Origin of the sequence: Micromonospora sp. NRRL B-16802, assembly GCF_001279555.1 — a bacterium.
In the GTDB taxonomy this organism is placed as follows: Bacteria; Actinomycetota; Actinomycetes; order Mycobacteriales; family Micromonosporaceae; genus Micromonospora; species Micromonospora profundi.
Genome location: NZ_LGEB01000062.1, coordinates 54,449 through 75,353, shown reverse-complemented (window position 1 = coordinate 75,353; position 20,905 = coordinate 54,449). Strand labels below are relative to the sequence as shown.

General features: G+C 71.7%; 18 protein-coding genes. 13 read left to right on the top strand and 5 right to left on the bottom strand.

All coding sequences use genetic code 11. The annotated features are described in order from the left end of the window. Nucleotides 1-148 precede the first annotated feature (148 nt). The 3 genes from ADK66_RS16675 to ADK66_RS16665 all read left to right on the top strand — a co-directional run bounded on the left by ADK66_RS16675 (nucleotide 149) and on the right by ADK66_RS16665 (nucleotide 3,112). A complete protein-coding gene (locus ADK66_RS16675) occupies nucleotides 149-568 on the top strand; it encodes a protein-tyrosine phosphatase family protein (protein ID WP_053656273.1) in 420 nt (139 codons plus the stop codon). A 466-nt stretch (nucleotides 569-1,034) separates the two neighbouring features. Beyond that, nucleotides 1,035-2,135, top strand: coding sequence for a D-alanyl-D-alanine carboxypeptidase family protein (locus ADK66_RS16670; protein WP_369814801.1), 1,101 nt, complete (start codon nucleotides 1,035-1,037; stop codon nucleotides 2,133-2,135). A 71-nt stretch (nucleotides 2,136-2,206) separates the two neighbouring features. Continuing rightward, the gene (locus ADK66_RS16665) at nucleotides 2,207-3,112 is read left to right on the top strand and encodes a peptidylprolyl isomerase (RefSeq protein WP_231640063.1); all 906 of its coding nucleotides are present in this window, start codon (nucleotides 2,207-2,209) and stop codon (nucleotides 3,110-3,112) included. A 242-nt stretch (nucleotides 3,113-3,354) separates the two neighbouring features. Here the strand turns inward: ADK66_RS16665 and ADK66_RS16660 are convergent, their stop codons facing one another. Further along, on the bottom strand, nucleotides 3,355-4,392 hold the full coding sequence (locus ADK66_RS16660) for a LacI family DNA-binding transcriptional regulator (protein WP_053656290.1): 1,038 nt from the start codon (nucleotides 4,390-4,392) through the stop codon (nucleotides 3,355-3,357). 251 nt (nucleotides 4,393-4,643) lie between these two features. Between ADK66_RS16660 and ADK66_RS16655 the strand changes: the two genes are divergently transcribed. The 10 genes from ADK66_RS16655 (at nucleotide 4,644) to ADK66_RS16610 (ending at nucleotide 16,026) form a co-directional block, all read left to right on the top strand. Next, entirely contained in the window at nucleotides 4,644-5,651 is a 1,008-nt protein-coding gene (locus tag ADK66_RS16655; RefSeq protein ID WP_053656270.1) for an acetylxylan esterase, read from the top strand. A gap of 65 nt (nucleotides 5,652-5,716) precedes the next feature. Further along, nucleotides 5,717-6,574, top strand: coding sequence for a M15 family metallopeptidase (locus ADK66_RS16650; protein ID WP_231640062.1), 858 nt, complete (start codon nucleotides 5,717-5,719; stop codon nucleotides 6,572-6,574). 414 nt (nucleotides 6,575-6,988) lie between these two features. Then, nucleotides 6,989-7,702, top strand: a complete 714-nt coding sequence (locus ADK66_RS16645) for an SDR family NAD(P)-dependent oxidoreductase (protein WP_197281546.1) — start codon at nucleotides 6,989-6,991, stop codon at nucleotides 7,700-7,702. Between the two features lie 277 nt (nucleotides 7,703-7,979). Beyond that, nucleotides 7,980-9,011 (top strand): ABC transporter ATP-binding protein, encoded by a 1,032-nt coding sequence (locus ADK66_RS16640; protein ID WP_157552560.1) that lies wholly within the window; start codon nucleotides 7,980-7,982, stop codon nucleotides 9,009-9,011. Continuing rightward, complete coding sequence (locus ADK66_RS16635) at nucleotides 9,008-10,114, top strand: ABC transporter ATP-binding protein (RefSeq protein WP_082377486.1); 1,107 nt, start codon at nucleotides 9,008-9,010, stop codon at nucleotides 10,112-10,114. The genes ADK66_RS16640 and ADK66_RS16635 overlap by 4 nt, the downstream gene beginning before the upstream one ends. Then, nucleotides 10,107-11,645, top strand: coding sequence for an ABC transporter substrate-binding protein (locus ADK66_RS16630; protein ID WP_157552557.1), 1,539 nt, complete (start codon nucleotides 10,107-10,109; stop codon nucleotides 11,643-11,645). The genes ADK66_RS16635 and ADK66_RS16630 overlap by 8 nt, the downstream gene beginning before the upstream one ends. 31 nt (nucleotides 11,646-11,676) lie before the next feature. Then, entirely contained in the window at nucleotides 11,677-12,612 is a 936-nt protein-coding gene (locus tag ADK66_RS16625) for an ABC transporter permease (RefSeq protein ID WP_053656262.1), read from the top strand. After that, nucleotides 12,609-13,541, top strand: a complete 933-nt coding sequence (locus ADK66_RS16620; RefSeq protein ID WP_053656260.1) for an ABC transporter permease — start codon at nucleotides 12,609-12,611, stop codon at nucleotides 13,539-13,541. Before ADK66_RS16625 ends, ADK66_RS16620 begins: the two co-directional genes overlap by 4 nt. Before the next feature lie 23 nt (nucleotides 13,542-13,564). Continuing rightward, nucleotides 13,565-14,356 carry an alpha/beta fold hydrolase gene (locus ADK66_RS16615; RefSeq protein ID WP_053656258.1) on the top strand — a complete coding sequence of 264 codons (792 nt, stop codon included), beginning with the start codon at nucleotides 13,565-13,567 and terminating at the stop codon, nucleotides 14,354-14,356. A 470-nt stretch (nucleotides 14,357-14,826) separates the two neighbouring features. Then, nucleotides 14,827-16,026, top strand: coding sequence for an RtcB family protein (locus ADK66_RS16610; RefSeq protein ID WP_053656256.1), 1,200 nt, complete (start codon nucleotides 14,827-14,829; stop codon nucleotides 16,024-16,026). A gap of 42 nt (nucleotides 16,027-16,068) precedes the next feature. Here ADK66_RS16610 and ADK66_RS16605 read toward each other — a convergent pair whose 3' ends face one another. The 4 genes from ADK66_RS16605 to ADK66_RS16590 form a co-directional block, all read right to left on the bottom strand. Next, nucleotides 16,069-16,860 (bottom strand): maleylpyruvate isomerase family mycothiol-dependent enzyme, encoded by a 792-nt coding sequence (locus tag ADK66_RS16605; RefSeq protein WP_053656254.1) that lies wholly within the window; start codon nucleotides 16,858-16,860, stop codon nucleotides 16,069-16,071. Nucleotides 16,861-16,961: 101 nt separating this feature from the next. Continuing rightward, nucleotides 16,962-18,455, bottom strand: coding sequence for an MFS transporter (locus tag ADK66_RS16600; protein WP_053656253.1), 1,494 nt, complete (start codon nucleotides 18,453-18,455; stop codon nucleotides 16,962-16,964). A 95-nt stretch (nucleotides 18,456-18,550) separates the two neighbouring features. Then, nucleotides 18,551-19,456, bottom strand: a complete 906-nt coding sequence (locus ADK66_RS16595) for a Gmad2 immunoglobulin-like domain-containing protein (RefSeq protein ID WP_082377485.1) — start codon at nucleotides 19,454-19,456, stop codon at nucleotides 18,551-18,553. Next, nucleotides 19,453-20,898 (bottom strand): cell wall metabolism sensor histidine kinase WalK, encoded by a 1,446-nt coding sequence (locus ADK66_RS16590; protein WP_082377484.1) that lies wholly within the window; start codon nucleotides 20,896-20,898, stop codon nucleotides 19,453-19,455. Before ADK66_RS16590 ends, ADK66_RS16595 begins: the two co-directional genes overlap by 4 nt. Nucleotides 20,899-20,905: the final 7 nt, after the last annotated feature.

The following is a 20,905-nucleotide window of genomic DNA, read 5'->3' as shown; positions in this document are numbered from 1 at the left end:
TACCGTCAGGCTGGAGCCGCGTCGCGCCACTCGCCGAGAGGCGACCTGCACACCGACACCGGTGCCGCCCCCGACCCACCCGGTCGGGGGCGGCACTGTCTCCGGCTCGTGTGCCCGACAGGTGCTTGATTCGCGGCACAATGCTCCGGTGACTGTCGCGCAGCCCTGGTCCGAGCAGTCGGGTGTGCTCGTACTGCCCGGTGGGGCGACGGTGCGCGGACGCCGTGTCACCGCGACCGCGTCGCCGGCTGACTTCGCCCTGCTGTTGGCGCCCGGCCCGGTGCCGCCCTGGCCTCATCGGCGGATCCGGTGGCCCGACTTCTGGGTCCCGCTGGACCGGGCGGACGCGCTCGACGCCTTGCGGGACGCCCTGCGGCGGGCGTACGACGGTGAGCGCGTCGAGGTGGCGTGCAAGGGCGGGGTGGGTCGTACGGGTACGGCGTTGGCGGCGTTGGCGATCCTCGACGGTCTGCCCGTCGAGCGGGCGGTGCCGTGGGTGCGGGCGGGCTATCACCCGAAGGCGGTGGAGACGCCCTGGCAGCGGCGGTGGCTACGGTACGTCGCCTGACCTGTGGGTTTGGCTGGCGTAGTCGCTTGGCAGTGCCGCCCGTGGCCACCAGGTCGGCGGGTGTGCCCGTAGAGGCGGCCCGCCCGTGACCGAGACGATCCGTGGCGGCATCCGGTCCCGCCGGGCGATCTTGTTGACTAGGGTCGGGCACATGAGAGCTGCGCTGTTGGCGGTGACGGCGACCGTCGCCCTGGTCGCTCCGGCGCCGGCCACCGCGCCTGCATCGGCGGCTCCCGGCACGGGGACCGCCGCCACGCAGGCTGGGGCAACAAGGGCCGTCGGCGCGAGAGGAGCCGCCGCCACGCAGGCAGGGACAACAAGGGCCGTCGGCGCGAGAGGAGCCGTCGCCACACAGGCTGGGGCAGCAAGCGCCGTCGGCGCGAGAGAGGCCGTCGCCCCACAGGCTGGAGCGTCAGGGACTGCCGCCGCGCCGGCCGGTGCCGCGCCGGCCGTGCGGTGCCCTCGCGTGCCGGCGCCTGCGGTGTCCCGGCCGCCCCGGCCCACGCCCCCGCCTGACGTTCCCGAGCAGCGGACCGTCGGCGGCGCCGGGCTGGCCACCAGCGGCCTGGTCGTGCCGGCCGGCGTGGGCGCTCCTCCGGCGATCACCGCCACGTCGTGGTTGGTCGCCGACCTGGACACCGGGCAGGTGCTCGGGGGCTGCGGCCCGCACGAGTACGGCACGCCGGCCAGCGTGCAGAAGCTGCTGCTGGCGGCCACCATGATGCCCCGGCTCGACCCGAAGCAGACGGTCACCGTCACCCCGGCGGACATGAACATCGAGCCCGGTTCGTCGGCAGTGGGCCTGGTCGCGGGTGGCCGGTACACGATCGAGACGATCTGGTTGGGGTTGCTGCTCAACTCCGGCAACGAGGCGGCGAACGCCCTGGCCCGGTTGGGCGGCGGGTCCGACGGGGCGGCCGGTGGCGTCCGCGCCATGAACGAGCAGGCGTACCGCCTCGGCGCGCTCCAGACGCACGCTGTCACCCCGTCCGGCCTGGACAGCAAGGGCCAGTTCACCAGCGCGTACGACCTGGCGCTGATCGCCCGCGCCTGTTTCGCCCAGCCGACCTTCCGGCGGTACGCGCTCACCGAGCAGACGACCATTCCGGCCCAGCCCGCGCAGCGCACCAAGGGTTTCCAGATCCAGAACGAGAACCAGCTGATCTACCGGTACCCGGGCGCGTTGGGCGGCAAGACGGGCTTCACCGACCTGGCCCGGCACACCTACGTGGGTGCTGCGGAGCGCGACGGGCGACGGCTCGTGGTGACGCTGCTGGGTGCCGAGCCGGCGCCGATGCGCGGCTGGGAGCAGGGTGCAGCACTGCTGGACTGGGGCTTCTCGCTGCCCCGTGATGCCGCCGTGGGCCGGCTGGTCGAGCCCGGCGAACTGACCGCCACGCCGTCTGCCGCGCCGTCGGCGTTGGCCGCACCCGGTGCGCCCCGGCCGGCCGCTGCCAGCGGCCCGCACCCCGGCGCGGGCTGGCTGTGGTTGGTGACCGCCGTGAGTGGCGCGGGGGTGCTGGTGCTGCTGGGCGGGCTGCTGTGGCGCCGCCGCCGGCTGCCCTGAACGAATCGACAACCGGCTCTGGGATCCATAGACTCCGGTCGTTCTGGCACCACGAGTCCAGGAGGATCCCTGTGTCGAGTGAACTCGAACCGACCTCCGGTGCGGCGGTACCCCGCCGGCCGGTGCGCGCGCTCACCCGCCTCGCGGGCGTGGCGGCGCTCGCCGGGGCGCTGGTCGCCGGCGCCTCCGCCGCAGCGGTGGCGGCACCGAGCGCGGCCCGCGACGCGCTGACGGAATCAGGCGCGCCGAGCGCGGCCCGCGACGCCCTGACCGTGCCGAGCGCGGCCCGCGACGCGCTGACGGCGTCCGCCGTGTCGCCGGCCGCCGAGCGTCCGCCGCGCACCACGCACGGCCCCTGCGCGTACACCGAGACGCCTGACGAGCCGGCCGCCCGCCCTGTGCCGCTGCCGCCCGATCCCCGCCGTACGCCCGCTCGGGGTACCGTCCGGGTGACCCTGGCCACCAACCACGGGCCGATCGGGTTGACCCTGGACCGGGAGGCCGCGCCGTGCACCGTGCAGAGCTTCCTGCACCTGGTCGGCAAGCGGTTCTACGACCGCACCTCGTGCCACCGGCTCACCGCGTACCCCACGCTGAGCGTCCTGCAGTGCGGCGACCCGTCGGGCACGGGCGAGGGCGGCCCGGGCTACCGCTACCGCGATGAACTGCCGACCGACCTGCCGCCGGCGCCGACCGACCCGACCGGTGTCCGCCGGCTCTACGCCCGGGGCGTGCTGGCCATGGCCAACGCGGGGCCGGACACCAACGGCAGCCAGTTCTTCCTGGTGTACGCCGACTCAGCGCTGCGCCCCAACTACACGATCTTCGGCGAGGTCGACGCCGCCGGGCTGGCGACCCTGGACCGGATCGCCGCCGGGGGAGTGGCGCCGACGGCCGAGGATCCCGCACCGGTCGACGGCGCGCCCGCGCTACCTGTCGACATCCGGCGGGCCGTCCGCTCCCACCACCACCACTGAGGCGTACGGCGCGGTGGGCGACTCGGGTCGCCCCCGCGCCGGTACGTCAGGGGCCGGGTCGTGGTGAGGTCGCGCAGCCAGGTGAGAGCGGGATCGTCGGTGAAGTCGCCCAGCCACGTGCGGGCGGGACCGTCGTCGCCGAGCCGGGCGAAGGTCAGCAGTGCGAGCGACGGCTGGCGGACCGAAAATTTCGGCTGCCGGACCGGTACTGGCGAACCCAGGATCCGACTCGATTCAGCCCGTCATGACAGGTGCGGCGACCCGGTCGGCGGCGCGGTGGTGCTGTCCCGTACGACAAGTTCGGTGGCGAGTTCCACCCGGGGTGAGTCGATGCTCTCGCCCTGGGCCAGTCGCAGCACCGTCCGGGCCGCCAGCCGGCCCATCTCGACAAGCGGTTGACGCACAGTGGTCAGTGGCGGTGACGCCCAGCGGGCCTCGGGCAGATCGTCGAAACCCACAACGCTGACGTCGTCGGGTACCCGCAGACCGCGACGCCGGATGGCCTCGTACACGCCGAAGGCCATCTGGTCGCTGGCGGCGAAGATGCCTGTCGGCGGGTCGTCCAGGTCGAGCAGTGCCGTGCCGCCGGAGAAGCCGGAGGCGTGGTAGAAGTCGCCCGGGTAGATCAGCGCGTCGTCCACCGGTACGCCTGCCGCCTCCAGGCCGGCGCGGTAGCCGTCGAGGCGGGCGCGGCTGCACAGCAGGTGCGTGGGCCCGGCGACGAACCCGATCCGCCGGTGCCCGATCGCCAGCAGGTGCTCGGTCGCGGCGAGCCCGCCGGCCCAGTTCGTGGCGCCGATGGTCGGTACGTCCATGGCCGGAACGCCGGCCGGGTCGACGACGACCACGGGCACGTTGAGGCGGCGGAGTTGGGCGTGCAGGGGCGGGCTCAGGTGTGACGTCACGAAGATGACGCCGTCGGTGGCCCGGGTCCGGAGATTCTGCAGCCACTGCCGGGCGGCGGTGGGCTGCCTGTGGATCGCGGAGACCACGGTGCCGACGCCGGCGCCGTGCCCGACGTCCTCCACACCGCGGATGATTTCCACCGCCCACGGGCTGTCCAGGTCGTTGAAGACCAGGTCGACGAGGCCGGCGCGGCGAACGCTGCGGCTGCTGCGTCGCCGGTAGCCGTGGTGGCGCAGCAGCTCCTCGACCCGTTCCCGGGTGTCAGGGGCCACATCGGACCGTCCGTTGAGCACCCGCGACACGGTCGGCACCGAAACTCCGGCCTCCCGTGCGATCGCGGTGATGGTCACCCTGCGTCCGTCGTCCGCGCCCACCCGCGTCTCCTCACCGGTCCGGAAGAGCGACCGCAAGCCGTCGCCATACCATTGTCCCGGAACGGTGTTCCCGCCCCTTCGCGCCATCTTGCCTCACGAACGTGGGTTGACGACATGGCAGGTCGGTTCTAGCGTTCGGCGGAGTTGCGGAACGGTACCGGTAAGTTATCGGGCACCTTCCGGTGTGCTGCCTGCCGTCGCCGTCCGGCGGCCGCCGCCTGTTCCCTGTCGATCTACGGACCGAGGACGCCATGTACACCGACCTGTCCGAGGACCAGCTCCGCGACCACCGTGGCGTGGTGAGCGACCCGGGCGACTTCGACGACTTCTGGGCCGGAACCCTGGCCGAGGCCCGCGCCGCCGGATGGCCGGTCCGGATCGAACCGGTGACGACCGGGCTGACCAGCATCGATGTGTTCGACGTGACGTTCGCGGGCTTCGCCGGTCACCCCGTACGGGCCTGGCTGCGGGTGCCTCGCGGGGCGGATACGGCGCTGCCGACCCTCGTGCAGTACGTCGGCTACGGCGGCGGTCGGGGGCACCCGCTGGAGAACCTGCTGTGGGCGTCGGCAGGGTTCGCCCACCTGCAGATGGACACCCGGGGGCAGGGGTCCGGCTGGAGCCGCGGTGCCACCGGGGATCCGGGCGTGGCCGGTCCGGAAGTGCCCGGTGTGATGACCCGGGGAATCGCCGATCCCCACACGTACTACTACCGGCGGCTGATCACCGACGCGGTCCGGGCGGTGGACGCCGTCCGTGGCCTGCCGATGGTCGACCCCACCCGGGTGGCGGTGTTCGGGCAGAGCCAGGGCGGCGCGTTGGCCCTCGCGGCCGGCGCGTTGGCGCCCGGCGTGCGCGCGGTGGTCGCCCTCGTGCCGTTCCTCTGCGACATCCCGCGCTCGGTGGTGGTCACCGACGCGAGGCCGTTCCGGGAGATCCGTGACTACCTGGCCGTCCACCGGGGCGCCGAGGATCAGGTCTTCACGACCCTGGCGTACGTCGACGGGGTCAACTTCGCGCGGCGCTGCCAGCGGCCCGCCCGGTACTCGGTGGCGCTGATGGACGACATCGTGCCGCCGTCGGGGGTCTACGCCGCCGTGAACGCCCACGCGGGGCCCACCGAGTTGGCGGTGTGGCGGTACAACGGTCACGAGGCTGGCGGGATCGACGACGACGAGGCGGCGCTGCGGTTCCTGCGCGGGCACCTCGTCGACGACGATGCCGGGGCGGTGGGAGGGGATCCGGTCGTCGCCGGTTGATCCGTCGCGGACGGCAGTCGGTTGATCGGGCCTGGAGCCCGAGGTGCGGCTGGTAGACAGAACGGGTGCGCAGGCCAGGCCGGGTGGGCGGCGCCGCCGTGCTCGCGCTCGTCGCGGCACTGGGCGGCTGCTCGCACCCGCGCCCCGACCCGGGGCCGGCGGCTCCCGCGTCGGCGTCGGGAAGCCCGGGACCGGCGTCGGCGAGTGCCGGGCCGTCCGCCACGGACCGGCTGCGGGGGTTCGTGGTGCTGAGCGACGTCGACCCGCGCATCCACAGCGACATCAGGTACGCCACCGACCACAACTTCGTGGGTCGGCCGATCGCCGCGTACCCGGAGCCGCTGTGCCTGCTGACCCGGCCGGCAGCCGAGGCGCTGCGCCGGGCACAGGACGCCGCGCTCGCCGGTGGGCACAGCCTCAAGGTGTACGACTGCTACCGCCCGCAGCCGGCGGTGGACGACTTCGTGGCCTGGTCGAAGAGTCCGCGTGAGCAGCAGACCAAGGCCGAGTTCTATCCGCGACTGGACAAGGACCGGCTCTTCGCCGACGGCTACATCGGCGCGCCCACGGCGCACAGCCGTGGCAGCACCGTGGACCTGACCCTTGTCGACGAGCCGCCGGCCAGCCAGCCTCCGTTCCTGCCGGGGCAGCCGCAGGTCGCCTGCACAGCGCCGGTCGGGCAACGGTTCGCCGACAACAGCGTCGACATGGGCACCGGTTTCGACTGCTTCGACACGCGGGCGCACACGGCCGACAGCCGCGTCAGCGAGACGGCGCGTACCAACCGCCAACTGTTGAAGCGGCTGATGACCGACGCCGGGTTCGTCAACTACGACCGCGAGTGGTGGCACTACAGGTTCCGCGACGAGCCGTACCCGGACACGTTCTTCGCCGCCCCGGTGGCGCGCTCGTCGGTGGGCTGACCGGACAGGCGGGCTGCCCGGACAGGTTCAGCTGCCCTGGAGAAGTGGGCTGCCCCGGACAAGCGGGCGCCCAGACGTGCGCACCCCGACCTGCGCCGGGTCCGGTGAGTGCGTGGGGCCAGCGCTCCCCTCGGCCGGCTTGAGCGCCCCGCGGCCGAGGGGAGCGTGCCGGCGCCCAGATCGTCATCCAGCTCAGGGTGCCCGAGACGTTGACCTGCCGGCGAGGCAGAGCTTAGCGTACAAGTGGGAACAGCGTTCCGCAGTGCGGAAGATCGTTTGCAGGTTCTTTTCCCGTGGCGCTAGGTGAGGGGTAGAGCCAATGTTCCAGATGCGTGAAAGAGAACGACGTTCCGACGACTGGCTCGCCGACGGGAGCGGGTGCCGTTCGGCCCCGGCGCGGCGCACGCTGCCGTGGTGACCCGCGTCGCCGTGGTGACCGGTGGGGCGTCGGGCATCGGAGCGGCGGTCGTCAGGACGTTGGCCCGCGACGGTACGCACGTCGTCGTCGCCGACGTCGACCTCGACGCCGCGCGCGAGGTGGCCGCCGAGGTCGGCGGTCGTGCTGCCCAGCTCGACGTCACGGACAGCCAGGCCGTCGACGCGTTCTTCGCCGACGGGCAGTGCCCCGACGTGCTGGTGTGCAGCGCGGGTGGCGCGCTGCGCAGCGCCGCGCTGGAGATCGACGATCCCACGTTCGGTGCCGTGCTGGACCTCAACGTCGGAGGCTTCTTCAGGTGCGCACGCGCCGCGGCGCGTCGGTCGATCCGGCTGTCGCGCCCGCTGAGCATCGTGCACGTCGGCTCCAGCCTGGCCGAGGGGGCGGCGACGGACCTCGCGCACTTCGGGGCCGCCAAGGCTGCCTGCGCGTCGTTGGTGCGCACCCTCGCCGTCGAGTGGGCATCGCACGGCATCCGGGTCAACTCCGTCGTCCCGGGCCTGGTCCGGACGCCCGCCACCGCAGCCGTCCTGGCCTCCCACGAGGCGTCGCTCGCCCGCGACGTGCCCCTCGGTCGGGTCGGCGAACCGGACGACGTGGCAGGGGCCGTTGCCTACCTCGTCGGGGCCGACGCGGGCTGGGTGACCGGTACCGCGGTCACCGTCGATGGCGGGCGTCGCGCGTCGCGCTGAGCACTGGCGCGCCCGGCGGAGCCCGGGTGGCCGAAGGGTGCGACTTGACGTCCGAACGGCCATCCAGGTGAACGGTTCGGAACCGTTGACCAACGGCGAGGCAGAGTTTAGCGTCTGCGAAACGGCGTTTCGCAGAGCGGAAGAGCCGTACTGCGGACCTGGACCCCGCAGTGCTGGAGTGAGGAGCGATACCGATGTGTCAAGCGTTTGAGGTGAAACCGCGTTCCATCAACCGGAATCTGGTTTCGGGTTTCGCTACCACCATGGTGCCGCTGTCGTGACGTCCCCCATGACGGCCGGTACGTCTGCCGACTCGGTCACGCAGTCGGCGGACGAGCCGCTGCTGCGCGTCCGCGACCTCCGCATCAGCGTTGGCGACATACCTCTGGTCCGAGGCGTGTCCCTGGACGTCCGCGCCGGCGAGATCGTGTCGGTGGTGGGGGAGTCGGGCTCCGGAAAGTCGCTGACGTCGCTCGCGGTCCTGGGGCTGCTGCCACCGGAGCTCGCGACGAACGGAACCGTCGAGTTCCGTGGCGAGAACGTCACGACGATGAACAGCCGACGACTCCGGCAGTTCCGCGCCTCCGCCGCTCGGATGATCTTCCAGGATCCGGGCTCGGCGATGAACCCTGTGCTGACCATCGGGTTCCAGGTCATCGAGTCCATTCGAGCGGCCCAACGGTGCTCTCGCGCCGAGGCTCGCGAACAGGCCTTGGCGATGATCCGCCGGGTCGGCATCGCCGAACCGCAGCGGTGCCTGAGCGCCTACCCGCGCGAGTTGTCCGGCGGGATGCTCCAGCGGGTCGTGATCGCGATGGCGCTCGCTGTCGACCCGCCGTTGCTGATCTGCGACGAACCGACGACCGCTCTCGACGTCACCACACAGGCGCAGGTGCTCGACCTCATTCGCGCCCTGACCAGCGACATGGGAACGGGCGTCATCCTCACCACCCACGACATGGCGATCGCGGCCGACTACTCCGACCGGATCGTCGTCATGTACGCGGGCCAGGTCGTCGAGCACGGGCCGACCCGCGCGACCCTGGCCACCCCTCAGCACCCGTACCTGTGGTCGCTGCTCAACGCCCACCCGGACTCCGGTGAGCGCGAGCCCTTCACCCCCCTGACGATCCTCGACGGGGCACCGCCCCGGCCGGACGTCGAAATCCCCGGCTGCCGCTTCGCGCCCCGGTGCCCGTTCCGACAGGAGCGGTGCAGCGTGGAGACCCCAGTCCTCCGGCCGCTGGCGACGGCGCCCGAGCGGTCCGCGGCCTGCCTCGTGTCAGCTTCTCAGGAGGCGGCGTCATGAGCACCAACAACACTCCGCAGGCGACCCCGGGCACGTCGAGCCTGCTTGAGGTGGACGGCCTCCGGCGTCACTTCGCGCTCTCCCGTGGCCGCATGCTCAGGGCGGTCGACGGCGTCTCCCTGCGCATCGACAGTGGGCGGACCCTCGCGCTCGTCGGCGAGAGCGGGTCGGGCAAGAGCACCCTCGGCCGGTGCGTGGTCCGGATGGACGAGCCCACCGACGGCCAGATCCGCTTCGACGGCGAGGACATCACCCACCTGCGGCACCGTGACCTGCGCACGATCCGCCAGCGGATGCAGATGGTCTTCCAGAGCCCGTACACCTCGTTGAGCCCGCGCATGAGCGTCGGCGCCTCCATCGCGGAGCCGTTGCAGATCCACGGCCTGCCCGACGGCCTCAGCCCCGCCGACCGGGTGCGGGAGGTGCTCGACATGGTCGGCCTGCCGGCGTCCGTCGAGACCCGACGCCCCAGCCAGCTCAGCGGCGGGCAGCGGCAGCGCATCGGGCTCGCCCGGGCGCTCGCGTTGAGCCCGAAGCTGCTCGTGGCGGACGAGCCGACGGCATCTCTCGACCTGACCAGCCAGGCGCAGATCGTCAACCTCCTCCTGGAGCTTCAGGGCAGGTTGAGCCTGGCAATGCTGTTCATCACGCACGACCTCGGGCTCGCCCACCACCTCAGCCACGAGTGCGCCGTGATGTATCTCGGACGGATCGTCGAGGCGGGGCCGACGGTGGAGCTGATGCGCCAGCCGTTGCACCCCTACACCCACCTGCTGGTGTCCACCCGGTCGCGCGGCCCTGCCGCGCCGTCCGAGGCCGAGTCGGTGCCGTCCCCGATCAACCCTCCGGCCGGCTGCCACTTCCGTTCGCGTTGCCCGATCGCCGTCGACAAGTGCGCGACCGAGTACCCGCCGTTGCAGGCCACGCCCAGCGGTCGTCAGGTGGCGTGCCATAGGCCGGGAGTGCTGGAGCTGTCGGGAACTGCCACGGCCCGCATTCCTCAGCCCGAAACCTGGCCCAGGCCACCTGCCGCGACCGCGGCACCGACCACCACAGCCCTCACCAGTTCGCCAATCCCCAGTGCAGGAGCATCACATGACTGACGCCGTCAACCCCCGGACCGTGCGATCGCGTCGGGACTTCCTCCGCTACACGGCGCTCGTCGGCGCCGCCTTCGCAGTCGCTCCGGCGCTTGTCGCCTGCGGGTCCGACGACGACGAGGACGCCGGCGCCGGCGGGCCGATCAGGATCGGCACGTCGGTTCTGGACCCGGACGCCAACCCGCTGAAGTCCCTCGGACACAGCGCCAACTACCTCGCCTTCGACGCGTTGACCCGGATGAACCCGTCGACCCTGAAGATCGAGCCGGGGCTCGCCACCTCGTGGACGCGGCTGTCCGAGACGGAGATGGAGTTCAAGCTCCGCGAAGGGGTGAAGTTCTCCGACGGCACGCCGCTGACCGCCAAGGACGTGAAGTTCTCCTACGACATCACGAAGAAGGAAGGCCTGGCCCTGGCCTCCCTGATCGCCAACGTCAGCTCTGTCGACGTGGTCGACGACCTGACGGTGCGCATCCGGACCTCCAAGCCGGACGCGATCCTGGAGAAGCGGACCGCCCTGCTCTTCATCGTGCCCGAGAAGGCGTACACCGCTGCCGGCACGGAGGCGTTCGGCCTCGCGCCCGTCGGCAGTGGGCAGTACCGGATCACCAAGGTGGTCCCCAACTCGCAGATCACCCTGGAAGCCGCGGAGGACCCCTGGGAGGGTAAGCCGGCCAACTCGCGGGTGGAGTACATGCAGTACTCCGACCAGAGCGCCTTCCTTGCCGCGATGCAGTCCGGGCAGCTCGACATCGGCCACAACCTGCCGGTGCAGGCCCTCAAGAACCTGGGCTCGGACATGAAGGTGGAGGTCGTGTCCACCGGTTCGCCGCTGGCCGTGCAGTTCGACACCAAGATCGCGCCCTTCAACAACCCGGAGGTCCGTCGTGCGCTGAACCTCGCGATCGACGTGGAGTCCATCGTCAGCGCGGTGATGAACGGCGCCGGCGAGCCCCTGCCCGGCCAGCTCACCGCCAAGGGATGCTTCGGCCACAACCCGGACCTCAAGGCCATCCCGTTCGACCTTCAGCAGGCCAAGGACATCCTGGCTCGGGAGGGCGTCAAACCCTTCTCCACCGAGATCGCCGGCCTGCCGGTGAACAAGCCGCTGATGGAGGCGATCAGCGGGCAGCTGGGCGCCATCGGCATCACCGTGAAGGTCACCGTCCTGGACTTCGCGGTGTGGGTGGACGGCTTCAACAACGGCAGCAAGTGGCCGCTGTTCGTCAAGGGCATGAACTACTCGCCGCTGTTCGACGCCGAACTGTCCTACCGCTACCCCACGGCCGGTGCCGAGGGGCGCAAGGGCTGGGTGGACGCGCACTACGACCAGCTGCTGGAGAAGTCCCGTAACGAGATGGACTCCGCCGCCCGCGAGAAGATCCTCCAGGAGATGGGGGCACACCTGCACAAGGAGCTCCCGTTCATCTTCCTGTTCGGCCAGCAGTGGGTGGTCGCCAGCACCTCCGATGTCTCCGGGTACGACCCGAGCACCGGGTTCTGGGTGGACGCGTCGACAGTGACGAAGTCATGACGGTCGGCACCGCGCGGATGGGTCGATAGACGTGGCTCACCTGACGTATCTGATCAGTCGCCTGGCCCAGCTGGTCCTCACCGTCGCCGGTGTGATGACAGTGCTGTTCGTGCTCCTGCGCGTCTCGGGTGACCCGGCGGAGGTGTTGTCCGGACCGGACGCCACGCCGGAGATCGTCGAGGCGACGAGGGCCCGGCTGGGGCTGGAAGGCTCCCTGCTGAGCCAGTACCTCCGGTTCATGGGTGACCTGGCGGTCCTCGACCTGGGCCGGTCCTTCACCTTCGGCGGCGACGCGCTGACCGCGGTGACGGACCGGCTCGGGGCGAGCATGTTGATCCTCCTTCCGGCCCAGGTGCTCACCATGCTGCTCGGCATCGCGCTGGGCAGCGCGGTGGCGCGGGCCGGGAAGTTCCGGATCGGCCAGATCTTCATGGGCGGGTCGTTCCTGCTGCAGGCGGTCCCGTACTTCTGGCTGGCGATCGTGCTTGTGCTGTTCCTGGCCCTGCAGTGGAAGGTGCTGCCGGCGACCGGGTCTGGCGGCATCGAGTACGCGATCATCCCGATCATCGCGATGACCGCCAGCCACACGGCCGCGTTGGCCCGGCTGGCTCGCGGTGAGGTCGCGGACGTGCTGCACCGCCCGTTCGTCCTCGTCGCCCGCTCGAAGGGGATCTCACAGGGGCGGCTCATGTTCCGGCATGTCCTGCCGGTGGCTCTCCCGCCGATCATCTCGTACTCGGGGATCCTGTTCGCGTTCTCCGTGGGCCAGCTGGTCGTCCTCGAACCCCTGTTCAACTACCGCGGGATCGGCGCGCTCCTGGTGAACGCCGTACACGGCAGGGACTTTCCCATCGTGATGGCCGGGGTGTTCGTCGTGACGCTGATGGTCGGGCTGGTGAACCTTCTGGCGGACGTCGTGAACCGACTGATCGACTCCGGCCTGCGGACGAAGGTGGGTGTGTCATGACGGAGCAAGCGCTCCAGCCCGGTGTGGGCGGCGAGGCGGGCCCGACCGTGCCGAAGGCCGACGTACGGACGCGCCCGCGCGGCCCGCTGGGGCGGCTCGCGCGCCGCCCCGGCGCGATGGTCGCTCTGGGGTTTCTGCTGCTTGTCGCCCTCACGGCGATCTTCGCACCGCTGATCGCCCCGCACGACCCCGTCGTCCAGGACCTCGCCAGGTCCCGGCAGCCTCCGGCGTTCCTGGACGGTGGCGACACGACGTACCTGTTCGGCACCGACGAGTTCGGACGGGACCTGCTCTCGCGAATCATCTACGGAGCACGCATCTCGCTGTTCGTCGGCACCGTCTCGGCGACCATCGCGATGCTGCTGGGCACGACGATGGGCCTGATCGCCGGCTACTTCGAGCGGCGGGTGGGGCCGACGATCCTACGGTTCGCCGACATTCAGTTCTCGCTGCCCTTCTACGTCATCGCGATCGCCGTTGTCGCCCTGTTCGGGCCGAGCCTGCGCAATCTGGTCATCCTGCTGTCGTTCTGGGGCTGGGCGACCTACGCCCGCACCATCGCCGTCACCGTCTCGCAGCTCAAGCGGATGGAGTACGTGCAAGCCTCCCGGCTCCAGTGGTCAAGCGTCGCGCGGATCATGCGTGTGCACCTCCTGCCCGGCGTTTCCAGCAGCGTCATCGTGCTGTGGACGACGTCGGTAGGCGGTCTCATCCTGGTCGAGTCGGCGCTGTCCTTCATCGGTCTCGGCGTGCAGGTCCCCGACTTCTCGTGGGGCTCGATGCTCGGCGGAGCACAGACCGAGCTTCAGGGCGCCTGGTGGGTGGCCATCGTGCCCGGTGTGTTCCTCACCGCCACCATCGTGGCGTTCTACGTCCTCGGAGACGCGCTCCGCGACATCCTCAACCAGCCGGTCCCGAAGGACCACTGATCCAAGACTCCGGGAGCCTCCTGATGCCACACCTGCACGTCAACAAGACCAACCTGCACTTCCGTGAGTCCGGCTCCGGCCCGACGGCCCTGTTCCTGGCCGGTTTCATCCTGGACAGCACGTTCTGGCTCGACCAGATCGCCGACCTGTCCGACATCAGGCGGTGCGTGTCGCTCGACCTGCGCGGGTTCGGCCTGTCCGACCCGATCACCACCGACGACCTCCTCGACCTCGACGTGTACGTCGAGGACGTGGCCGCCGTGGCCCGTGAGCTGGGTAATGGGCAACCCGTCGACCTGGTGGGGTTCAGCCTCAGCTCGGTGGTCGGTGGGCTGGTGGCGGAGCGGTACCCCGAGCTGGTCCGCTCGATGTCGTTCCTCAGCCCCAACCTGCCGCCCGACACCCCGGCGTACCGCCTGTACCGGGACGAGATGGCCAAGCTCGCGGTACGCGAGGGCATCGACGCCGTCTACCGGCGGTTCGCCGAGTACATCGTCGCGTCCGGGGCGAGCCTGCAGAGCCTGGCCCGCTATCGCCAGATGATGCAGGACACCCGCCTGGACATGGTGGTGGCGACGCTGCGTACCTGCGGGCGTACGCCGGACCGGACCGATCTGCCGAGTCGCATCACGGTGCCGACGAACTTCGTGACGGCCACCGGGGACACGGTGTTCGACAGGTCCGTCGCCCAGGGCTACGCCGACAAGGCGCCCAAGGGCCGCGTGTCGGAGGTGAGCGGGGCCGGCCGGTTGACGCCCCTGGAGTCGCCGCACGAGCTGTCCGCCGTCCTGCGGGAGTTCTGGAACGACCTGTGACAGAGGTTCAGGACAACGGCACGTCCTAGCCAGGCCATCCGGCGCCCCCAGCCCTCGCGGGTGTGGGGGCGCCGGTCTTTTCCGCCCCGTGCAGGCGGCTCTCACGTGTGAAATCCTTTGCGGACACCCGCCGGCCCGTCTACCGTTCTCGACGCATGGTCAACCGGTCAGACCCCGAGGAGCACGCCGTGTCGCAACGCGATCACCGCACCACCACCTGGCGTACGCCAGGCGCGGGTGCCGCGTTGCCATCCGGCGCGTGGTATCGGGGTCTCGGCCGTCGCGCCGAGTGCCGGCTGCCTGGGCGGCTCCACCGCTGACGCGAGCGCGTCCGGCCGCCGCCCACCCCCTGAGGATCGGGCGGCTTTTTCGTATCCGCTGACCTTCCCGCGCTCCGGTTGACCCGGACCGCGATCGTTCCCGGTCACCCCCTGCGACGATGGTGCCGGGACCCACACAAGGAGACCACGATGGGATTCACGCCCCTCGCCGGCACCCGGGCACCCGTCCGGGTCTGGACCGACCCGTACGCCATCGAGCCGCAGGCGGCCAAGCAGCTGCGCAACATCGGCGCGCTGCCCTGGGTGCAGGGCGTCGCCGTGATGCCCGACGTGCACTTCGGAAAGGGCGCCACTGTCGGCTCGGTGATCGCCATGCGGCAGGCCGTCTCGCCGGCCGCCGTCGGCGTGGACATCGGCTGCGGCATGTCAGCGGTGCGTACCTCGCTGACCGCCGCCGACCTGCCGGACGACCTGGCCGGCCTGCGCTCCGCGATCGAGGCCACCATCCCGGTGGGCTTCGCGCAGCGGGACCGGGCAGTCGACCCCCGTCGGATCAGGGGCCTGGAGCAGGGCGGCTGGGACGACTTCTGGGGCCGGTTCGCCGGGCTGGACCGCAAGGTGGCGCAGCTGGAGACCCGAGCACAGCGGCAGCTCGGAACGCTCGGCGGCGGCAACCACTTCATCGAGGTCTGCCTGGAACAGGGTGGCGACGACGAGGGCCGGGTGTGGCTGATGCTGCACTCCGGGTCCCGCAACATCGGCAAGGAGCTGGCCGAGCGGCACATCGGGGTGGCCCGAGGGCTGCCGCACAACGCCGACCTGCCCGACCGGGACCTCGCCGTGTTCCTCGCGGGCACTCCCGAGATGGACGCGTACCGGCGGGACCTGTGGTGGGCGCAGGAGTACGCGCGGCGCAACCGGGCGGTCATGGTGGCCCTGCTGTGCGGCGTGGTGCGGGAGCAGTTCCCGCAGGTGTCCTACGACGAGCCGATCTCGTGCCACCACAACTACGTCGCCGAGGAGAGCTACGACGGGGTGGACGTGCTCGTCACCCGCAAGGGCGCTATCCGGGCCGGGAAGGGCGACCTGGGCATCATCCCCGGGTCGATGGGCACCGGGTCGTACATCGTGCGGGGTCGGGGCAACGCCGACGCCTACTGCTCGGCGTCGCACGGTGCGGGCCGGCGGATGTCGCGGGCGCAGGCCAAGCGGACGTTCACCAGGGACGACCTGGTCGCGCAGACCGCCGGTGTCCAGTGCCGCAAGGACGCCGGGGTGATCGACGAGATCCCCGGCGCGTACAAGGACATCACCGAGGTGATGGCGCAGCAGGAGGACCTGGTGGAGGTGGTGGCGCACCTGAAGCAGGTGGTCTGCGTCAAGGGGTGACGGGCCGCGCGGGCCGGCAACGAGCGGCCCGCGCGGTACGCGTCAGAAACCGGCGAAGACCCGGCGCAGGTCGTCCACTGTCACCGGGCCGGTCACCTGTACGCCGTCAGGGGTGTACGCGGGCCCGAGCCGGCCCACCGCGAGTCGCAGCCACGCCTCGGCCGGTGCGGTCAGCTCGCCGTCGGGCTGCTCGGGCGCGTCGACCAGCTCGACCTTCTCGCCCAGCCGCAGCCCGTACGTCCGTTCCGGCTGGTGCAGCCGCAGCAGCAGCGTGGCTTCCCGGCCGCCCAGCTCCTGTGGCTGGCTCGTCCAGCTCAGCATGCCGCCGACGTGGTCGAGCAGCAGCGGCACCGCCTGCGGTGTCACCGCCGCGAACCTGTTGAACGCGACCTCGACGTCCCACTGGTGCAGGGCGAACTCGCTGAGCCGGAACCGGGCCGAGGTGGCGACGTCCACCGGTTCGGGCAGGAAACCCATGTCGATGCGCAGCGTGGCGCGGGTGTCGGCGTCGAGTGCCTCGTACGCCTCGACGAGACGTTCGTTCGTGGTCAGGAACCCGGCGGCGTGCTCGGCCGGGGACATCGCGTCCCAGCGCTGCCAGACACCGCGGTTGAAGTCGCCGTCCGGTGCGGGAGCGCCGGTGCGGGCGGCGGTAAGCGAGGCGAGGCCGATCTCGGCGCCGCTGCCCAGGTGACTGAGCACCTGCGACACCTGCCACTCGCTGGCACCCGACGGTCGGATCAGGTCGTCCTCCTTGAGGTCCCTCACGAGCGCGGCCAACTCTTCGTGGCCGGCGCGCAGAGCGGCGATGATCTCATCGGCAGGGGTGGGCATGTATCTCCTCAGCGTGTTTGTCGACTTTCCTCGAAACGCTATCCGACGCCTGCCGGTCCACCCCGCAAGCGAGGTGGACCGGCAGGCGTCTCTCGGTCCGCTCAGCCCATGTGCGCGGGGCCGCTGGTCCGGATGTCCCCCTTGCGTACCTTGATCAGGAACAGGGCGATCAGGCCGGCGAGCACGATCAGTGCCGCGCCCCAGGCGAACGCCACGCTGTAGCCGTGCACCAGCGCCTTGACCTGGGTGGCCGGGCTCGGTGCCCGGGACACCAGGTACGCGGTGACAGCGCTCGTGTACATGGTGTTCAGCAGGGCGGTGCCCAACGAGCCGCCGACCTGCTGGGTGGCGTTGAGCGTCGCGCTGGCCGCGCCGGCGTCGTGCTCCGGCACCCCGAACAGCGCCAGGCTGGACAGCGGCACGAATGTGAAACCGAGGCCCAGGCCGAGAATGAACTGGGCGGGGAGCAGATGGGTGAGGAACGAGGTGTCCACGTCGATCTGAGTGAGCACCAGCATGCCGATGGCGGCGAGCGCGGCGCCCCCGACCATCAGCGGTTTGGCGCCCAGCCGGGGCATCAGCTGGCTGGCGCCGGCGGCGGCGATCAGCACACCGCCGGTGACCGGCAGCGACGCGAGGCCGGCCTCCAGCGGCGTGTACCGGAGCACCACCTGGAAGTAGAAGGTCAGGAAGAGGAACGCGCCGAACAGGCCGGCGCCGATCAGCGTCGTGGCGAGGTACGCCGCGCCCCGGTTGCGGTCCAGGATGATCCGCAGCGGCAACAGGGGATGGTTGGAGCGCAGCTCGATCACCACGAAGACGGTGAGCAGCACCACACCGGCGGCGATGAAACCGAGCGTCGCGGCGGCGTCCCAGCCGTCCTCCGCGGCCTTTGTGAAGCCGTACACGAGGGAGACCAGGCCCGCCGTGACGACGACAGCGCCCGGTATGTCGTAGCGGGTGTTGCCGTGCGCCCGGCTTTCCGGCACCAGCGGCAGGGCGAGGGCGATCGCCACGGCGGCGATCGGGATGTTCACCAGCAGGCACCAGCGCCAGTCCGCGTACTCGGTGAGCACCCCACCGAGCAGCAGGCCGACCGCCGAGCCACCACCGGCGATGGCGCCGTACACGGCGAACGCCTTGGCGCGTTCGGTCGTCTCGGTGAACAGGACGGTGAGCAGGGCCAGCGCGGCCGGGGCGAGCAGCGCGCCGAAAGCCCCCTGTAGGGCCCGGGCGGCGAAGAGCATCTCGCCGGTGGTCGCCAGACCGCCCAGCGCGGAGGCCAGCGCGAAGCCGATCATGCCGACGATGAACGTGCGCTTGCGCCCCCAGTAGTCGGCGATCCGGCCGCCGAGCAGCAGCAGGCCACCGAAGGCGAGCGTGTAGGCGGTGACGACCCACTGCCGGTTCGCGTCGTTGATGCCCAGGTCCGCTTGGGCCTGGGGGAGCGCGATGTTCACGATTGTGGCGTCCAGGACCACCATCAGCTGCGCGAGGGCGATGACCATCAGCGCGAGCCAGCGCCGCGGGTACGGCGTGCCTGTCGACGCCCCGGCGCCAGGTGCGCCGGGCGCGGTCGAGGTCGCTCCGGCCATGGTGATGCCTCCGTGCTGCGGTCATCCTTCGGGCCGGACAGCCCGCCCGGCGGCGGTATAACCATCGCTGCCCCCTCGAAACGTGAGCCCGCTCCTCAAGCGGGCGCGAGGATCACCGGCACGGCCACCGTGTTGATCCGGGCGCCGTCGTGGGCTGACACCTCGTACACCTCGACAGTGCCGTGCTGCTCGCGGGTCGTACGCCAGCCGACCACCACCCGGTACGCGCCCCGGCAGCCGCTGCCGCAGCTGGCGGTGCCGAATCCGGTGGCGACCTCCCGGCCGGCGGCGTCCCGCACCCGGACACTCACAGTGGCCTCGAACACGTCGGCGGTGCCCGTGACGGTGAGCGGGGCGGTGACCCGCTCGCCGACGGTGGGGCCGGTGACAACGATCGGCGGCAGCAAGCTGGTGTAGTCGGCCCTGCCGACCGGGTCGCCGTCACCGAAGCGGACCTGCCGGACGCTGGGAAACTGGGTGAGCGTCCACACCACCTGCGCCTCGCGGAGGCGCTGCTCTGCCGGATCGCCAGCGGGTGGGATCCGCAGCGTCGCCACGCCGTCGGTGATCCGGGTGACCTCGACGCCGGCCGGCAACCGGGTGGTCAACCCGGTGGCGGCCTCGGCGGGTGTGGGTCCGGCGGCCAACTCGGTCAGCGCCAGGCGGGACGTCGCCACGGTGGCCGGTCGGGTCCGCCGGGTCGGGACGAGCTGCCCGGACCGCACGTACCACAGCTCGATGGTCACCGTGGCCTGGTGGCGCGTACCGGTGGGCGCCGGTGCCAGCGGACGCGGCGGCGTGCCGGTGACCGCCGGTGTCGGCGTGGGCGTCGGGGTGGCCCGCGGTGTGGGGGTGGAGGTGGGACGTGGTCGTTCGGTTGGCGCGCCGGTCGACGTTGGTGCGGTCGGCGCCGGGCCGAGGGCACCGGAGCGCGGGGTGCCGCAGCCGCCGACGAGAAGCACTGCGACGAGTACCGCAACGCCCAGCGTGCGCCGGCTCATCCCGCGTCACCCTTCGGGCTGGCGGTTTCCGCATCGGGGTGCCCCGCCGGGCGTGGCACGCCGCCGGGACCGTGCGCGGGCAGCTCCAGCCGGAACCGCGTGCCGGCGCCCGGCTCGCTGCGCACGCTCAGCACGCCGCCGAGCAGCGTGGCCTGTTCCCGGGCGATGGCCAGCCCCAGCCCACTGCCCGGGGCGGAGCGGGACGGATCGGCCTTGTAGAACCTGTCGAACAGGCGGGGCAGGTGCTCGGCCGGGATGCCCGGCCCCTGGTCGGTGACCTCGACGACGACAAGCGGACCCGCCCTGGCCACCGTGGCCCGGATCTCGCCGCCGCCGTGCTCGACAGCGTTGGACACCAGGTTGGCGAGCACCCGCTCCAGCCGGCGCGGGTCGGTGCGCAGCACGATCGGCTCGCCACCTATCAGCACCCGCGCGGACCAGCCGCGCGCCGCGACGATCCCGTGCAGCAGGGCCGCCGCGTCCACCGGCTCGACGCTCGGCCGCTCCCGCCCGGCGTCCAGCCGGGAGATCTCCATCAGGTCCTCCACCAGCCGGCGCAGCCGAACCACGTCGCCGACCAGCAGCCGCGCCGCCGGCCGCGCGTCGTCGGGCAACTGGTCGAGGTGCCCGCGCAGCAGCGAGGCCGCGGCCACCAGGGCGGTCACCGGGGTACGCAGCTCGTGCGCGACGTCGGCGGTGAACCGCCGCTCCCGGGCCTGCGCCGCCGACAGCGCGGCGATCTTCGCCTCCAGAGCCTCGGCCATCTCGTTGAACGACGCCGCCCAGTCGCTGAACTCGTCGCGCCCGCGCACCGGCAGCCGGGTGGCGAGCAGCCCTTCGGTGAGCGCTCGGGCGGCCCGGCTGGCCCTACCGACCGGTTCCAGTGTGCGGCGGGCCAGCGCGTGCCCCACCCCGGCGGCGAGCAGCACCACGACCACCCATCCGGCCAGCAGCGCGTTGCGCAGTTGGACCACGTCGGCGGCGATGCCGTCCTCGTCGGTGAGCACGTACAGCTCGGCGGTCGAGCCGGGTATGCGTCCGCCGACAACAAGCAGTCGAGGGCGCATCCCGGGGGCGGAGCGCTGGTAGCCGAGCTGCCCGCCCGCGACGGTGGCCCGCAACCGGGTGCCCAGCGCCGGGGCGTACGCCGGGTGCGAGGGGCGGGCCGGTCCGTCGACGAGCACCACGTGCCGGCCGCTGCTCTCGAAGCTGGTGAGCAGTTCGGTGCTGCGCCGCTCGGTAAGCGGCAGGAACTGTCCGGCGAGGACGAGTTGGTAGCGGGCGTCGGCGGCGGCCTCCTGGAGCGAGGCGTCCATCCAGGACTGCCGCAGGAGCAGCCCGGTCCCGCCGGCGAGCAGCCCGGCCGACACTCCGGCGACGAGCACGAAGGCGACCGTCAGCCGGCGCCGCAGGCGGCCCGGTGCCACAGCGCGTCCGGCCATCGCCGCC

Bases quoted from the DNA above. Each gene is read 5' to 3' on its own strand.
- ADK66_RS16655 (WP_053656270.1), top strand. From the start codon at position 4,644: ATGTACACCGACCTGTCCGAGGACCAGCTCCGCGACCACCGTGGCGTG.
- ADK66_RS16635 (WP_082377486.1), top strand. From the start codon at position 9,008: ATGAGCACCAACAACACTCCGCAGGCGACCCCGGGCACGTCGAGCCTG.
- ADK66_RS16630 (WP_157552557.1), top strand. From the start codon at position 10,107: ATGACTGACGCCGTCAACCCCCGGACCGTGCGATCGCGTCGGGACTTC.
- ADK66_RS16620 (WP_053656260.1), top strand. From the start codon at position 12,609: ATGACGGAGCAAGCGCTCCAGCCCGGTGTGGGCGGCGAGGCGGGCCCG.
- ADK66_RS16615 (WP_053656258.1), top strand. From the start codon at position 13,565: ATGCCACACCTGCACGTCAACAAGACCAACCTGCACTTCCGTGAGTCC.
- ADK66_RS16610 (WP_053656256.1), top strand. From the start codon at position 14,827: ATGGGATTCACGCCCCTCGCCGGCACCCGGGCACCCGTCCGGGTCTGG.
- ADK66_RS16605 (WP_053656254.1), bottom strand. From the start codon at position 16,860: ATGCCCACCCCTGCCGATGAGATCATCGCCGCTCTGCGCGCCGGCCAC.
- ADK66_RS16600 (WP_053656253.1), bottom strand. From the start codon at position 18,455: ATGGCCGGAGCGACCTCGACCGCGCCCGGCGCACCTGGCGCCGGGGCG.
- ADK66_RS16595 (WP_082377485.1), bottom strand. From the start codon at position 19,456: ATGAGCCGGCGCACGCTGGGCGTTGCGGTACTCGTCGCAGTGCTTCTC.
- ADK66_RS16590 (WP_082377484.1), bottom strand. From the start codon at position 20,898: ATGGCCGGACGCGCTGTGGCACCGGGCCGCCTGCGGCGCCGGCTGACG.